Source organism: Chitiniphilus purpureus (assembly GCF_025642115.1).
GTDB lineage: Bacteria > Pseudomonadota > Gammaproteobacteria > Burkholderiales > Chitinibacteraceae > Chitiniphilus > Chitiniphilus purpureus.
Genome location: NZ_CP106753.1, coordinates 2,299,639 through 2,314,131, shown reverse-complemented (window position 1 = coordinate 2,314,131; position 14,493 = coordinate 2,299,639). Strand labels below are relative to the sequence as shown.

Here is a 14,493-nt window from a genome sequence, read left to right as displayed (position 1 = left end):
ATGGCTCTTGCTTGTGACAAGACGCGGCGGCCCCTGCCGCCGCGTTGGATCTACAGCGTCATCGCCTCGTCGAGGAAGGCCTTGAGCTGGGCGGTGTGCTTGCTCATGTAACCCACTGCAGGTGAGGCCGAGGATTGCCGGCCGGCGTACTTGAGCACCTGCTTGGGATTCATCACGCCTTCGAGGCGGTGGCGGATCTGGTGCCAGGCACCCTGGTTGCGCGGCTCCTCCTGCACCCACACCAACTCGCGGGCGTTCGGATACTTGGCGATCTCCGCCTGCAGCTCCTCGGTGGGGAACGGATAGAGCTGCTCGATGCGCACCACGGCGATATCCTTGACCTCGCGCTCCTTGCGGGCGTTGTCCAGGTCGTAATAGACCTGACCGGCGCAGACGATCACGCGTTTGACCTTCTTGGCATCAAGCTGGGCTGCATCGCCGATCACGTTGCGGAATTCGCCGCTGGTAAATTGCTCGATCGGGCTGGCCGCGATCTTGGCCTTCAGCAGGCGCTTGCTCATGATGATGACGAGCGGCTTCCTGACCGGGCGCAGCATCTGCCGGCGCAGCACATGGAAGATCTGCGCGGCCTCGGTCGGCTGCACCACCTGGATGTTGTGCTCGGCACAGAGCTGCAGATAGCGCTCGACGCGGGCCGAGCTGTGCTCGGGGCCCTGGCCGTCGTAGCCATGCGGCAGCATCATGGTCAGCCCGCACAGCCGGCCCCACTTGGTCTCGCCCGAGGTGATGAACTGGTCGATCACCACCTGCGCGCCGTTGGCAAAGTCGCCGAACTGCGCTTCCCAGATGGTGAGCTCTTCCGGCGCGGAGCTGGCGTAGCCGTATTCGAAGGCCAGCACCGCTTCCTCGTTGAGGATGGAGTCGATGACGAGGAAGTGCGCCTGGTTGTCCGACAGATGCTGCAGCGGGGTGTAGACGCCCTCGTTCCATTTCTCGCGGTTCTGGTCGTGCAGCACGGCATGGCGATGGTTGAAGGTGCCGCGGCCTGAGTCCTCGCCCGAGATGCGTACGGCGTAGCCTTCGGTCAACAGCGTGGCGTAGGCCAGGTGCTCGGCCATGCCGAAATCGACGCCGACGTTGCCGGCCACCATCTCGCGGCGCTCGTTGACGATCTTCTCGACTGTGTTCCTCAGCTTGAAGCCTTCGGGCACGCTGGTGAACTTCTCGGTCAGGCGCACGAGGTCGGCCTGCGGTACCGCGGTTGCCACCGGCGTGCGCCAGTGGTTGCCCATGTACTTGGAGAAATCGATCGCGAAGTTGCGCTTGTAGTCGGTGAGCGTGGTCTGCTCGACGTGCTCGCCACGATCGAGCGCCTCGCGATAGGCCTGGATGAAGCCGTCGGCCTCTTCGACGCTGACCACGCCCTCGGCGATCAGCCGGTCGGCGTACTTCTTGCGTACGCCCGGATGCGCCGCGATCTTGCGGTACATCATCGGCTGCGTCACATAGGGATCATCCGCCTCGTTGTGGCCGTGCTTGCGGAAGCACACGAGGTCGATCACCACGTCCTTCTGGAATTCCTTGCGATAGGCCAGCGCCGCTTCCACGGCGAAACACACCGCCTCCGGATTGTCGCCGTTCACATGGATCACCGGCGCTTCGACCATCTTGGCGATGTCGGTGCAGTACAGCGTCGAGCGGTTGTCGCGCGGGTCGGAGGTGGTGAAGCCCACCTGGTTGTTGATCACGATATGCACCGTGCCGCCGGTGCCGTAGCCACGGGTCTGCGACAGGTTGAAGGTGCCCTGGTTGGTGCCAAGCCCGATGAAGGCCGAATCGCCATGCACCAGCACCGGCAGCACCTGCTCACCATGCTTGTCGCCGCGGCGCTGCTGGCGCGCGCGCACCGAGCCCACCACCACCGGATTGACGATCTCCAGGTGCGACGGGTTGAACGCGAGGCTCAAGTGGATGGGGCCGGCCGGCGTCGGGATATCGGCGGAGAAGCCGTTGTGGTACTTCACGTCGCCCGACGGCAGATCGGTGGTGGGGCGGCCTTCGAACTCGCTGAAGAGGTCGCGCGGCAGCTTGCCCAGCGTGTTGACCAGCACGTTCAGGCGGCCACGGTGGGCCATGCCGATCACCATTTCCTGCACGCCCTCGCGCCCGGCGCCCTGCACCAGATGATCCATCGCGGCGATGAAGCTCTCGCCACCTTCGAGCGAGAAACGCTTCTGGCCGACGTACTTGCGGTGCAGGTACTGCTCCATGGTCTCAGCGGCGGTCACCTGCTTGAGCATGCGCTTTTTCTGCTCGACGCCGAACTGGGGCGTCGACAGCCGCTCTTCGAAGTAGGCCTGCACCCACATGCGTTCGCGGGTGCTGGTGATGTGCATCGATTCGATGCCGATGTGGCTGCAGTAGGTCTGGCGCAGCCGCGACAGGATGTCCGACAGCGGTGCGCTCTCCGGGCCGGCCAGATTGCCGCAATTGAACTGCACTGCCATGTCGGCGCTGGAAAGCTGGTAGTGGCCAGGATCAAGCTCGGGAACCGGTGCCACATCCATGCGCTTGAGCGGATCGAGATCGGCGGCGCGGCTGCCCAGCAGCCGGTGCGCATCGATCAGGCGCAGCACTGCCACCTGCTTGCGGCTGGCCTCACGCTCGGCGGCCACGTCGCGCACGGCCCCAAGACGCGGCTGGCGCGCCAGCCGCACGAACGACTCCTCGATCGGCCCGCGTGCGATGTCGCGCTCGTTGCCGCCATCGGTCTGCTGCAGCTTGTCGAAGTAGTCGCGCCACTTGGGATCGATGGCTGCCGGATCGGCAAGGTATTGTTCGTACAGATCCTCGACGAACGGGGCATTCCCACCAAAGAGATGGGAATTGAGTTCCAGTTCTTTCATCATGATACGGGGCTATCCTTCAGCCGGCGCGTGGCGCGGCTGCAACCTGTTCTTGGGCAAATCCGTGATGGTGCTGCGCCGCTGTACATGGCAACGGCGCTGTTGTCGAACCGGGCTCAGCCGCGCTGGGCCACCTGCACGTAGTCGCGGCGGGCGGCGCCGGTATACAGCTGGCGCGGGCGGCCGATCTTCATGCCCGGATCGGAGATCATCTCGTTCCAGTGGCTGATCCAGCCCACGGTGCGGGCCAGCGCGAAGATCACGGTGAACATCGACACCGGGATACCCAGCGCCGTGAGCACGATGCCCGAATAGAAGTCGACGTTCGGGTAGAGCTTGCGCTCGATGAAATACGGGTCGTTCAGCGCGATCTCTTCGAGCTTCATCGCCAGCTGGAACTGCGGGTCGTCACGCAGGCCCAGCTCGTTCAGCACCTCGTCGCAGGTCTGCTTCATGATCTTGGCGCGCGGGTCGAAGTTCTTGTACACGCGGTGACCGAAGCCCATCAGCTTGTGGGTCTTGTTCTTCACGCCTTCCATGAAGGCCGGCACGTTGTCGACCGAGCCGATCTCGTCAAGCATCTTCAGCACGGCTTCATTGGCGCCACCGTGCGACGGGCCCCACAGGCAGGCGATGCCGGCAGCGATGCAGGCGAACGGGTTGGCGCCCGACGAGCCGGCCAGACGCACCGTCGAAGTCGAGGCGTTCTGCTCGTGGTCGGCATGCAGCGTGAAGATGCGGTCGAGCGCACGCACCAGCACCGGGTTCGGCGTGTATTCCTCGCACGGCGTGGCAAACATCATGTGCAGGAAGTTGGCGGTGTAGCCCAGGTCGTTCTTCGGGTAGTTGAACGGCAGACCCTGGTTGTAGCGGTAACACATCGCCGCGATGGTCGGGATCTTGGAGATCAGGCGGTAGATCGCGACCTTGCGGTGCTCGGGCTCGGCGATGTCAAGGCTGTCCTGGTAGAACGCCGACAGCGCGCCGGTGACGCCAACCATCATCGCCATCGGGTGGGCATCGCGGCGGAAGCCGTTGAAGAAGCGGGTCAACTGGTCGTGGACCATGGTGTGCTTCATCACGGTGCGTTCGAACTCGGCCTTCTGCGTGGCGGTCGGCAGCTCGCCATACACCAGCAGGTAGCACACTTCCAGATAGTCGCTGTGTTCGGCCAGTTGCTCGATCGGATAGCCACGGTAGTAGAGCTGGCCCTCGTCACCATCGATGAAGGTGATCTTGGATTCGCAGGACGACGTTGCCAGGAAACCCGGGTCGAAGGTAAACATGCCGGTCTTGGAGAAAGCACGGATATCGACCACGGACGGGCCGAGCGTACCTGGCAGGACCGGCAGATCGATGACTTGACCGCCGTTGTAGGTCAGGGTGACTTTGTTTTCCATCTGTAGGGCTCCTGGGTAAAAACGCCGGCCGAAGCCGAGTTATCGTTGTATGGCGCGAATCCGCTCTATCGTTGGCAACAACCGCGGGTTGGGGCACGGGGATCTGCCGTTCAGGTAGTCGAGCAGGTCGTTGTCCGGCAATTGCAACAGCTCCCGATACAACAGCAGCTCCGCATCGGTGAGCGTGGGGAGCGCTTCGCGCACGAAGCGCTCCAACTGGAGGTCGAGCTCCAACAACCCACGGCGCGAGCGCCAGACGATGCGCTTGAGTTCGACTTGGTCCATATGCGATCAGGCGACGCGCTTGACCATCAGGTCCTTGATCTTGCCGATCGCCTTGGTCGGGTTCAGCTCCTTCGGGCAGACGTCGACGCAGTTCATGATCGAGTGGCAGCGGAACAGACGGTACGGGTCCTCCAGGTTGTCCAGCCGCTCATTGGTGGCGGTGTCGCGCGTGTCGGCGATGAAGCGGTATGCCGCCAACAGGCCGGCCGGGCCGACGAACTTGTCCGGGTTCCACCAGAACGACGGACAGGAGGTGGAGCAGCATGCACACAGGATGCATTCGTACAGGCCGTTGAGCTCGTCCCGGTCCTCGGGGCTCTGCAGGCGCTCGCGGTCCGGTGGCGGCGTATCGTTGACCACGTACGGCTTGATCGAGTGGTATTGCTTGAAAAACTGGGTCATATCGACGATCAGGTCGCGCACCACCGGCAGGCCGGGCAGCGGGCGGATCTGGATCGGCTGCTTCAGGTCGTCCACATCGGTGATGCACGCCAGGCCGTTCTTGCCGTTGATGTTCATCGCGTCCGAACCGCACACGCCTTCGCGGCACGAGCGGCGGAACGACAGCGTGTCGTCCTGCACCTTGAGCTTGACCAGCGCATCGAGCAGCTTGCGCTCGGTGCCGTCGAGCTCGACGGTGTACTCCTTCATGTACGGCTTTGCATCCTTTTCCGGATCGAAGCGGTAGATGCTGAAACGAACGGTACGGGTAGTCATTGGTGCATTCCCCTCAGTAGGAGCGAGTCTTCAGGGCGATGGTCTCGACCGTCAGCGGTGTGAGGTTCACCGGCTTGTATTCGAGGCGGTTGCTGTCGCGGTACCACAGCGTGTGCTTGAGCCAGTTGGCGTCGTCGCGACCGTTCGGCTGCGCCGGCGTATCAGGCGCATCGTCGCGCACGTGGGCGCCGCGCGACTCGGTGCGGGCGTTGGCCGAGATCATGGTGGCCTTGGCCACCTCGATCAGGTTCTCGACTTCCAGCGCTTCGAGGCGGGCGGTGTTGAAGGTCCTGGACTTGTCGGCGATGACCATGTTCTGGACCATCTTCTCGACTTCCAGGATCCTCGCCACGCCCTCGGCGAGCATGTCCTTGAAACGGAACACGCCGCAGTGCTTCTGCATGGTGGCCTGCATCGCGCTGCGCGCAGCGTTGACCTCCACGCCGCCTGCGCGGTTGTTCAGCGCCGCGACGCGCGCCAGCGAGCGCTCGACGTCGTTCAACGCCAGCACCGGCAGATCCTTGGGCGCAGACCTGATGTAGTCGATCATCGAATTGCCCGAGCTCTTGCCGAACACCAACAGGTCGAGCAGCGAATTGGTGCCGAGGCGGTTGGCGCCATGCACCGAGGCGCAGGCCACTTCGCCGGCGGCGTAGAAACCCTGCACCACCTGGCCGTCGACCACGACTTCGCCCTTGTAGTTGGTCGGGATGCCGCCCATCTGGTAGTGGCAGGTCGGCACCACCGGGATCGGTGCCTTGATCGGGTCGACACCGGCGAACTTGATCGAGATCTCGCGGATGCCCGGCAGCTTGGACTTGATCACCTCGGGGTCAAGGTGGGTGATGTCGAGCAGCACGTGATCCTTGTTCGGCCCACAGCCGCGGCCTTCGTTGATCTCGGTGACCATGGCGCGCGACACCACGTCGCGGCTGGCCAGGTCCTTGGCGTTGGGTGCGTAGCGCTCCATGAAGCGCTCGCCGCTGTCGTTGCGCAGGATGCCGCCCTCGCCACGCACGCCTTCGGTGATCAGTACACCGGCGCCGGCCACCCCGGTCGGGTGGAACTGCCAGAATTCCATGTCTTCCAGCGGGATGCCGGCGCGTGCCGCCATGCCCAGGCCGTCGCCGGTATTGATGAAGGCGTTGGTGGACGAGGCATAGATGCGGCCGGCGCCACCGGTGGCGAACAGCGTGGCCTTGGCCTGGAACACGTAGATGTCCGACGTTTCCATTTCCATCGCGACAACACCCTGCACGTTGCCGTCGGCGTCGCGCACCAGATCCAGCGCCATCCATTCGACGAAGAACTGGGTGTTGGCGCGCACGTTGCGCTGGTACAGCGCGTGCAGCATCGCATGGCCGGTCCGGTCGGCCGCGGCACAGGCGCGGCGCACCGGCTTCTCGCCGAAGTTGGACATGTGGCCGCCGAACGGACGCTGGTAGATGGTGCCGTCGGCATTGCGGTCGAACGGCATGCCGAAGTGCTCAAGCTCGACCACCACGTTCGGCGCCTCGCGGCACATGAACTCGATCGCATCCTGGTCGCCCAGCCAGTCCGAGCCCTTGACGGTGTCGTACATGTGCCAGTGCCAGTGGTCCGGCTCGGAATTGCCGAGCGAGGCGGACACGCCGCCCTGCGCCGCCACGGTGTGCGAGCGGGTCGGGAACACCTTGGACAGCACGGCCGTCTTGAGGCCGGCCTCGGAAAGCTGCAGCGCGGCGCGCAGACCCGCACCGCCCGCACCGACGATCACCGCATCGAATTTACGAACAGGAACGGACATCAGGCACCCCACACAACGTGAATCGAGTAGATGAAGCTGCCAAGCAGCCACAGGATGGTGAGCACATGCAGCGTCAGCCGCACGCCCAGGTGCTGCACATAGTCCATCCAGATGTCGCGCACGCCGACCCAGGCATGCCACAACAGCGCGCCCACGCTGACCGTGGTGAGCACCTTGACCCAGGTGTGGGCAAACAGCGCCTGCCAGGATTCGAACGAGGCATCCGCGGCCAGCAGCAGGAAGGCAAGGATGCCCACCGTATAGACCAGCATCACCACCGCGGTGACGCGTTGCACCAACCAATCGCGCAGCCCGTAGTGCGCGCCGACGACGTGACGATTTACCATGTGAGCACCCCGATCAGGACGGTCAGCGCAATGCTGATGGCCAGCACCAGCTTGGCGGAAAGACGCGCGGTCGGCAGATCGACGCCCTTGTGGATATCCATCAGCAGGAAACGGATGCCGGCACAGGCGTGGTGCAGAAACGCCCACAGCACCGCCAGCAGACCCAGCTTGACGACCGGATGGGAGATACAGGACCTGAAGGCGGCGAAGGCGTCCGCCGAGGACAGCGAGCCCTGCAGCGCGTACAGCATGAAAGGCACCGCCACGAACAACAGCGCACCGCTCACGCGATGCAGGAAGGAAACGATCCCCGGCAGCGGCAAACGAATCTGCCATAGCGCGAGGTGCTTGGGGCGAGTCTTGCTCATACGCGCATCCTTATCACCTACAGTCCAGTTACTTGTCGCCGGCCGCCCGGCCCGTCTTCCGTCCGCCGCAACGCGCCGGACCAAATTCTGTAATCTACCAAACTACGCTGCACTGCCGCATCCCATCGCCCCGCCTTCACAGCCTGTCAGGCGCAGGCGGCTCGAATGCCACCTGTTCGGTGCGGATCCACGCCACACTCCACATCTGCGGCCTGCCATCGAAATCACGCGCCAGCCGCACCAGCTGCAACAAGGGCTCGTTCAGGTCGGACTGCAGCAGACGCGCCTCGGTGGCATTGGCCCGCACCGCCCGCAGCCGCAGATCGCCGTCCTTGAGCCGTATGCCGAAGTCCAGCCAGCATAAGGCGCGCAGATTGCACTTCAGCTCGCGGATACGCCGCACATCCAGCCCTGGGAACTGGGCTTCGGGCAGCAGCATCTCCTCAAGGCCCACCAACCTGCTTTGCAACCGGATCAACCGCCGTACCTGCCACAACGCCGCACCGCGCCGCAGACCGAGCATCTCGGCCAGCGTTTCACCGGCGTGGATCTTGACGCAACCGAGCAGCTCGAAGCTCGGCCGCATCGCCCCTTCCCCGTTCAGCGCGGAAAACGACGCCTCGGCCAGGTAGTCGCTCACGCCGGTGACGAAGGTCCCGACCCCCTGGCGCCGCATCAGCACCCCTTCGGCCACTAGCGCATCGAGCGCCTTGCGCACGGTGCCCTGACTCACGCCAAAGCGTGCCCCGAGGTCAAATTCACTCGGCAGCGTCTCGTCTTCGCGCCACGTACCCGCCTGGATCTGCGCGAGCACCTCGCGCATCACCTGTCGATACAGTGGCAATTGGGAGAGCTTGGCCATGTGGCGGCCATTAGAGCATGTTGCCAGTAAGGCGTCCACCACGGTCTTATATAAGACAAAAGAGATAGCAAAGCACGGCACCGACGAACGGCAAGTCCGCTCACAGCGGGAAACCGGCGTGATAGACTCGCCCCCGCGCTGCACCAAACCGGATCCCATGCGCGCTGAAGCACAGACGCACGGTGGCCTCGCCGCTGTCGTTGCGGGCGCCTACAGCCGCCCATACGCCCAAAACTCGGAGTTACACAAGATGAAGAAACCTGTTCGCGTCGCCGTCACCGGCGCAGCCGGCCAGATCGGCTACAGCCTCCTGTTCCGCATCGCCTCCGGCGCCATGCTCGGCCCGGACCAGCCGGTGATCCTGCAATTGCTGGACATCACGCCCAGCCTGCCGGCGCTGAACGGCGTGGTGATGGAACTGGATGATTGCGCGTTCCCGCTGCTGGCCGGCATCGTGCAGACCGACGACCCGAAAGTGGCGTTCAAGGATGCGGACATCGCCCTGCTGGTCGGTGCCCGCCCGCGCGGCCCGGGCATGGAGCGCAAGGATCTGCTCGAAGCCAACGGCGCCATCTTCACCGCACAGGGCAAGGCGCTCAACGATGTGGCCAGCCGTGATGTGAAGGTGCTGGTGGTCGGCAATCCGGCCAACACCAATGCCTATATCGCAATGAAGAACGCGCCCGATCTGAATCCGGCCAACTTCACGGCCATGATGCGCCTGGATCACAACCGTGCGCTGACCCAGGTCGCCCAGAAGACCGGCGTGGCCGTGACTGACGTGAAGAAGATGACGATCTGGGGCAACCACAGCTCGACCCAGTACCCGGACATCTTCAATGCCGAGGTGAAGGGCCAGAACGCCGCCCAGCTCATCAACGACCAGAAGTGGCTGGAAACCGAGTTCATCCCGACCGTGCAGCAGCGCGGCGCCGCCATCATCAAGGCACGCGGTCTGTCGTCGGCCGCATCGGCAGCCAACGCCGCCATCGACCACATCCGCAACTGGGTGCTGGGTACGTCGGAAGGCGACTGGGTCACGATGGGCGTGCCGGCCAACGGCGAATACGGCTACAGCGACCTGATCTACGGCTACCCGGTGACCTGCAAGGACGGCAAGTACACCATCGTCGAAGGTCTTGCGGTCAGCGAATTCAGCCGTGCCCGGATGGATGCCACCGCCAAGGAACTGTCCGACGAGCGTGACGCGATCAAGCATCTGCTCTGATCCTTCGCCACCGGCACCCCCTGCCGGACGACAAAAAAGCCACGAGGACCTCGTGGCTTTTTTGTTGCCGCGACATCGGCATGCAACCTGCGAGTTTATCGGTCCCGCATCCTTGGTGCGGTTGATCTGGCGCAACACCGCTGCGTATGCGCAGCCCTATGATCTGCGTAGAAATTTGGGCGGACCCGACGCAAGACCCGCTGTTAGTCTTAAGTCGATCCCAGCGCTTTTCCCGGGCCCGTACCCAGGCTGCGCAGACAGGTTTTGAGGCCAGGCTACCCGCCGGGCCCCACCCGATCGGTCACACAGACATCCCACAAGGAGCATCACCATGAACGCACCGGACACCCTCATCGGCAACCCCGCGCAGCAGGAGGCCTGGCAAGGCTTCGTCGCCGGCCCGTGGCAGGACAAGGTTGCCGTGCGCGATTTCATCCAGCGCAACTACACTCCCTATGTCGGCGACGATTGCTTCCTGGCCGGCCCCACCGCGCGTACCGAACAGCTCTGGGACAAGTTGAGCGTGCTGCTGCAGCGCGAACGCCAGTCCCCGGGCCAGGTGCTCGATGTGGCGGCCGACCGCGGCACCCGGATCAATGCCTTCGGCCCGGGCTATATCGATCAGTCACTGGAAAAGATCGTCGGCGTGCAGACCGATGCGCCGCTCAAGCGCGCGATCTTTCCCAATACCGGCCTGCGCATGGTCGAGGCCTCGCTCGAAGAGATCGGCCGCAAGCTCGATCCGCAGATCGAGAACATCTACCAGCACTATCGCAAGGATCACAACAGCGGCGTATTCGATATCTACAACCCGCTGATCCGCGCCTGCCGCTCTTCCGGTGTGATCACCGGCCTGCCCGACGCCTACGGCCGTGGGCGCATCATCGGCGACTATCGGCGTGTGGCGCTCTACGGCATCGACCGGCTCGTCGAGTTCAAGCAGGCCGAAAAGGCCGAGACCGACGATCTTGACTTCACCGAGGACGTGATCCGGCTGCGCGAGGAACTCTCCGAGCAGATCCGCGCGCTCGGCGAACTCAAGGAGATGGCTGCGGGCTACGGCTTCGACATCGGCCGCCCGGCCATCACCGCGCAGGAAGCGATCCAGTGGACCTACTTCGGCTACCTTGCCGCGGTGAAGGAACAGAACGGCGCGGCGATGTCGATCGGCCGCATCTCGACCTTCCTGGATATCTACATCGAACGCGACCTGCAGGCCGGCCGGCTCACCGAGGAAGCGGCGCAGGAGCTGATCGATGATCTGGTCATCAAGCTGCGCATCGTGCGCTTTCTGCGTACCGAGGAATACAACAGCCTCTATTCGGGCGACCCGACCTGGGTGACCGAATCGATCGGCGGCATGGGCAGCGACGGCCGCACACTGGTGACCAAGTCAAGCTTCCGTTTCCTCAACACCCTGTTCAACCTGGGCCCGGCACCCGAGCCCAACCTGACCGTGTTGTGGTCGGTGGACCTGCCGCGTGGCTTCAAGGACTTCTGCTCCAAGGTATCGATCGAAACCAGCTCGATCCAGTATGAATCGGACGATGCGATGCGCCCGCACTGGGGCGACGACTATGGCATCGCCTGCTGCGTCTCGGCGATGGAGATCGGCAAGCAGATGCAGTTCTTCGGCGCCCGCTGCAACCTGGCCAAGGCACTGCTGTACGCGATCAACGGCGGCGTCGATGAAAAGAGCGGCAAGCGCGTGGTGCCCGGCTTCGACGCGATCACCTCCGACTACCTGGACTACGACGAGGTCGTCGCCAAGTTCGACAAGATGATGGATTGGCTGGCCAACACCTATGTGAAGGCGCTCAACGCCATCCACTACATGCACGACAAGTATTCGTACGAGCGCATCGAGATGGCGCTGCACGACCGCGACATCCTTCGTACTATGGCCTGCGGCATCGCCGGGCTGTCGGTGGCCGCCGACTCGCTCTCCGCGATCAGGCACGCCAAGGTCAAGGTCATCCGCAACGAGGCAGGTGTGGCCGTCGATTTCGCGATCGAAGGCGACTACCCGGCCTTTGGCAACAACGACGACCGGGTCGACGGCATTGCTGTGTGGCTGGCCGAATCGTTCATGAACAAGGTCAAGGCGAACAAGACCTACCGCAACGCGTTGCCGACCCAGTCCATCCTGACCATCACCTCCAACGTGGTCTACGGCAAGAAGACCGGCAACACACCGGACGGGCGCCGCTCGGGCGAGCCGTTCGCGCCGGGTGCCAATCCAATGAACGGGCGCGATACCTCCGGCTTTGTCGCCGCCGGGGCGTCAGTGGCCAAGCTGCCCTATGCGGCCGCGCTGGACGGCATCAGCTGGACCGCATCGGCCACACCGGATGCGCTGGGCCATACGCTTGCCGATCGGGTGAACAACCTGACCAACTGCCTGGATGGCTTCTGCAGCGCGTCAGGGTTCCATGTCAACGTGAACGTGCTGAACCGCGACACGTTGCTCGACGCGATGGATCACCCGGAGAAGTATCCGCAGCTGACCATCCGCGTCTCGGGCTATGCGGTCAACTTCATCAAGCTGACCCGCGAGCAGCAGCTGGATGTGATCAACCGGACCTTCCACGTCCACGCCTAGGCGGATCGCCAAAGCGACTAGGCTGAAGGGTGGCCGGGCCCGCCTAGTCACCACAGCCGACGTCATGATCCAAGGGCGGCGCAGCCGCCCTTCCTGTTGCTGGAGCACGCAGATGAACGACACCGCCAAACCACCGGGCGAGATCCCGCCCGCCGTCGTGGACGAGCAAGGCCGGCTGTGCGGCTTTGTGCATTCGGTCGAAACCGGCGCCGCGGTCGACGGCCCGGGCGTGCGCTTCGCACTGTTCGTCTCGGGATGCCAGTTCCGTTGCCTGTACTGCCACAATCCCGACACCTGGAAACTGCATAACGGCGTCTTGCGCACCGTGGACGACGTGGTCGCCCAGATCGGCAAGTACGCGGGGTTTCTCAGGCTCGCCGGCGGGCTCACCATCTCGGGCGGCGAGCCCTTGATGCAGGCGCATTTCGTCCGCGAAGTGTGCTATCGCGTCAAGCAGCAATACGGCCTGCACACGGCGCTGGACACCCAGGGCTTTCTGGCCGCCCACCTGCCGGACGACTGGTTCGACCCGGTGGATCTGGTGCTGCTGGACATCAAACATATCGACCCTGCCAAGTACGAGGCGCTCACCTCCAAGCCGCTGCAGCCCACGCTCGATTTCGCCGAGCGGCTGATGGCGATGAAGAAGAAGACCTGGATCCGCTACGTGCTGGTGCCCGGCTGGAGCGACGCGTGGGATGACGTCGAACGCCATGCCGACTACATCAAGGCCCTGTCGGACCAGGCCCCGGGCTGCATCGAACGGGTGGAGGTGCTGCCGTTCCACAAGATGGGCGAACCCAAATGGCGCGCGCTGAACCTGGAGTACGCGCTGGATGAGACGCCGGTCCCGACGCCGGCATTGACCGAACGCGTGCGCGAGCAATACCGGCAGCGCGGACTCACCGTCTGCTGAGGGTGTCCGGACCGCACTGATCCGCCGCCACGCCGCCGGGTACGGCGGCGGGCGTCGTCGAAAAGCGCGCCGCCCGCGGATCGAGCTCGTCGCCGCGTGGCTGCGCCAGGATGCCGTACAACTCCGGGCGACGTCCGCGCAACCAGCGCTGGCCGGTGCAGTGGGGCAGCAGCGTCAGATCGAGATCGGCAGTCACCAGCGCATCGTCGGCCACCCAGGTCTCGCTCAGGATGCGGCCATACGGGTCCAGGATCATGGCGTTCCCGGTACGCACCTCGTCTTCGTCCTGCCCGACACCGTTGCTGAAGATCAGGAAGAGACCGTTGTCATGGGCGCGCGCCGGCAGCCAGCGCAACAACCATTCCCGGCCGTTGGGACCACGCAGCTGTGCTTCGATCGCAGCCGGGTCCAGGTGCCGGCGCTGCCATAGCGCGACCGGGATGGGCTGCATCGCATGCGGACTGCGCGAATGCGTGCCGCCGGTCTGGTGTGGCGCAATCAGCAGCGTGGCACCCAGCAGCGCCGTGGCGCGGACGTTCTCCACCAGATTGTTGTCCCAGCAGATGAGAATGCCGACGCGTACGCCCCACGGCGTGTCGAACACCGTGTAGCGATCGCCGCTGTGGATGTGCTCGTGTTCGAACGCATGCAGCTTGCGATGGCAGTGCCGCGCGCCGTCGGGCATGCAGACCACATAGCTGTTGAACAGCCGGCCATCGCGCGCGCGCTCCAGCCAGCCCACGCCGATCGCGATACCGTGCTGCCGCGCCAGCACCTGCACCCCGGATATCGTCTCCCCATCGATCGGCTCGGCCAGCGCATCAAGCCCGGCCCGATCGAGCCTGGGCACATGCCAGTAGCCACACAGACACATCTCGGGGAACACCACCAGTTGACTGCCGGCGGCGGCGGCGGCGGCACTGAAATGCGCAACACGCGAGAGGTTGTAGGTCTTGTCGCCGGCCCGATGCTGAAATTGGACCGAGGAAACACGCAAGGTCATGGCGATACTCCAAAAACGCAGCTATTTGCAAAAAGAGGGTGATATGCCTTGCATTGAACCTTCGACAAAGCCATGCGTAAAATGAAATCGATACCACGCTTTGATTCCATAT

At 64.0% G+C, this 14,493-nt stretch carries 12 protein-coding genes; 3 read left to right on the top strand and 9 right to left on the bottom strand.

Annotated features, from left to right (window positions below):
- Positions 1-50: 50 nt before the first annotated feature.
- From N8I74_RS10775 to N8I74_RS10740, 8 genes are all read right to left on the bottom strand, one after another.
- Positions 51-2,870, bottom strand: coding sequence for a 2-oxoglutarate dehydrogenase E1 component (locus tag N8I74_RS10775; protein WP_263123067.1), 2,820 nt, complete (start codon positions 2,868-2,870; stop codon positions 51-53).
- Between the two features lie 113 nt (positions 2,871-2,983).
- Positions 2,984-4,267 carry a citrate synthase gene (gene gltA, locus N8I74_RS10770; protein WP_263123066.1) on the bottom strand — a complete coding sequence of 428 codons (1,284 nt, stop codon included), beginning with the start codon at positions 4,265-4,267 and terminating at the stop codon, positions 2,984-2,986.
- Positions 4,268-4,306: 39 nt separating this feature from the next.
- Entirely contained in the window at positions 4,307-4,552 is a 246-nt protein-coding gene (locus N8I74_RS10765; RefSeq protein WP_263123065.1) for an FAD assembly factor SdhE, read from the bottom strand.
- A gap of 6 nt (positions 4,553-4,558) precedes the next feature.
- On the bottom strand, positions 4,559-5,269 hold the full coding sequence (locus N8I74_RS10760) for a succinate dehydrogenase iron-sulfur subunit (RefSeq protein WP_263123064.1): 711 nt from the start codon (positions 5,267-5,269) through the stop codon (positions 4,559-4,561).
- A 13-nt stretch (positions 5,270-5,282) separates the two neighbouring features.
- The gene (sdhA, locus tag N8I74_RS10755; protein WP_263123063.1) at positions 5,283-7,055 is read right to left on the bottom strand and encodes a succinate dehydrogenase flavoprotein subunit; all 1,773 of its coding nucleotides are present in this window, start codon (positions 7,053-7,055) and stop codon (positions 5,283-5,285) included.
- On the bottom strand, positions 7,055-7,402 hold the full coding sequence (sdhD, locus tag N8I74_RS10750) for a succinate dehydrogenase, hydrophobic membrane anchor protein (protein ID WP_263123062.1): 348 nt from the start codon (positions 7,400-7,402) through the stop codon (positions 7,055-7,057). Before sdhD ends, sdhA begins: the two co-directional genes overlap by 1 nt.
- The gene (gene sdhC / locus N8I74_RS10745; protein ID WP_263123061.1) at positions 7,396-7,770 is read right to left on the bottom strand and encodes a succinate dehydrogenase, cytochrome b556 subunit; all 375 of its coding nucleotides are present in this window, start codon (positions 7,768-7,770) and stop codon (positions 7,396-7,398) included. The genes sdhD and sdhC overlap by 7 nt, the downstream gene beginning before the upstream one ends.
- Positions 7,771-7,906: 136 nt before the next feature.
- Positions 7,907-8,632: a GntR family transcriptional regulator gene (locus N8I74_RS10740; RefSeq protein WP_263123060.1), complete on the bottom strand. Its 726-nt coding sequence runs from the start codon at positions 8,630-8,632 to the stop codon at positions 7,907-7,909.
- Between the two features lie 250 nt (positions 8,633-8,882).
- Here N8I74_RS10740 and N8I74_RS10735 point away from each other — a divergent pair, with 250 nt between their 5' ends.
- From N8I74_RS10735 to pflA, 3 genes are all read left to right on the top strand, one after another.
- The gene (locus tag N8I74_RS10735; RefSeq protein ID WP_263123058.1) at positions 8,883-9,860 is read left to right on the top strand and encodes a malate dehydrogenase; all 978 of its coding nucleotides are present in this window, start codon (positions 8,883-8,885) and stop codon (positions 9,858-9,860) included.
- A 352-nt stretch (positions 9,861-10,212) separates the two neighbouring features.
- Positions 10,213-12,462, top strand: coding sequence for a formate C-acetyltransferase (gene pflB / locus N8I74_RS10730; RefSeq protein ID WP_456298715.1), 2,250 nt, complete (start codon positions 10,213-10,215; stop codon positions 12,460-12,462).
- 112 nt (positions 12,463-12,574) lie between these two features.
- Positions 12,575-13,378, top strand: a complete 804-nt coding sequence (pflA, locus tag N8I74_RS10725) for a pyruvate formate-lyase-activating protein (protein ID WP_263123053.1) — start codon at positions 12,575-12,577, stop codon at positions 13,376-13,378.
- Here the strand turns inward: pflA and N8I74_RS10720 are convergent.
- Positions 13,365-14,381, bottom strand: coding sequence for a nitrilase family protein (locus N8I74_RS10720; RefSeq protein WP_263123051.1), 1,017 nt, complete (start codon positions 14,379-14,381; stop codon positions 13,365-13,367). The two genes, pflA and N8I74_RS10720, sit on opposite strands and share 14 nt — an antisense overlap.
- Positions 14,382-14,493: the final 112 nt, after the last annotated feature.

What these genes read in the sequence shown, in the direction of transcription:
- sdhD (WP_263123062.1), bottom strand. Translation starts at nt 7,402, where the DNA reads ATGGTAAATCGTCACGTCGTCGGCGCGCACTACGGGCTGCGCGATTGG.
- sdhC (WP_263123061.1), bottom strand. Translation starts at nt 7,770, where the DNA reads ATGAGCAAGACTCGCCCCAAGCACCTCGCGCTATGGCAGATTCGTTTG.
- N8I74_RS10735 (WP_263123058.1), top strand. Translation starts at nt 8,883, where the DNA reads ATGAAGAAACCTGTTCGCGTCGCCGTCACCGGCGCAGCCGGCCAGATC.
- N8I74_RS10765 (WP_263123065.1), bottom strand. Translation starts at nt 4,552, where the DNA reads ATGGACCAAGTCGAACTCAAGCGCATCGTCTGGCGCTCGCGCCGTGGG.
- N8I74_RS10775 (WP_263123067.1), bottom strand. Translation starts at nt 2,870, where the DNA reads ATGATGAAAGAACTGGAACTCAATTCCCATCTCTTTGGTGGGAATGCC.
- N8I74_RS10740 (WP_263123060.1), bottom strand. Translation starts at nt 8,632, where the DNA reads ATGGCCAAGCTCTCCCAATTGCCACTGTATCGACAGGTGATGCGCGAG.
- N8I74_RS10760 (WP_263123064.1), bottom strand. Translation starts at nt 5,269, where the DNA reads ATGACTACCCGTACCGTTCGTTTCAGCATCTACCGCTTCGATCCGGAA.
- N8I74_RS10720 (WP_263123051.1), bottom strand. Translation starts at nt 14,381, where the DNA reads ATGACCTTGCGTGTTTCCTCGGTCCAATTTCAGCATCGGGCCGGCGAC.
- pflA (WP_263123053.1), top strand. Translation starts at nt 12,575, where the DNA reads ATGAACGACACCGCCAAACCACCGGGCGAGATCCCGCCCGCCGTCGTG.
- sdhA (WP_263123063.1), bottom strand. Translation starts at nt 7,055, where the DNA reads ATGTCCGTTCCTGTTCGTAAATTCGATGCGGTGATCGTCGGTGCGGGC.
- gltA (WP_263123066.1), bottom strand. Translation starts at nt 4,267, where the DNA reads ATGGAAAACAAAGTCACCCTGACCTACAACGGCGGTCAAGTCATCGAT.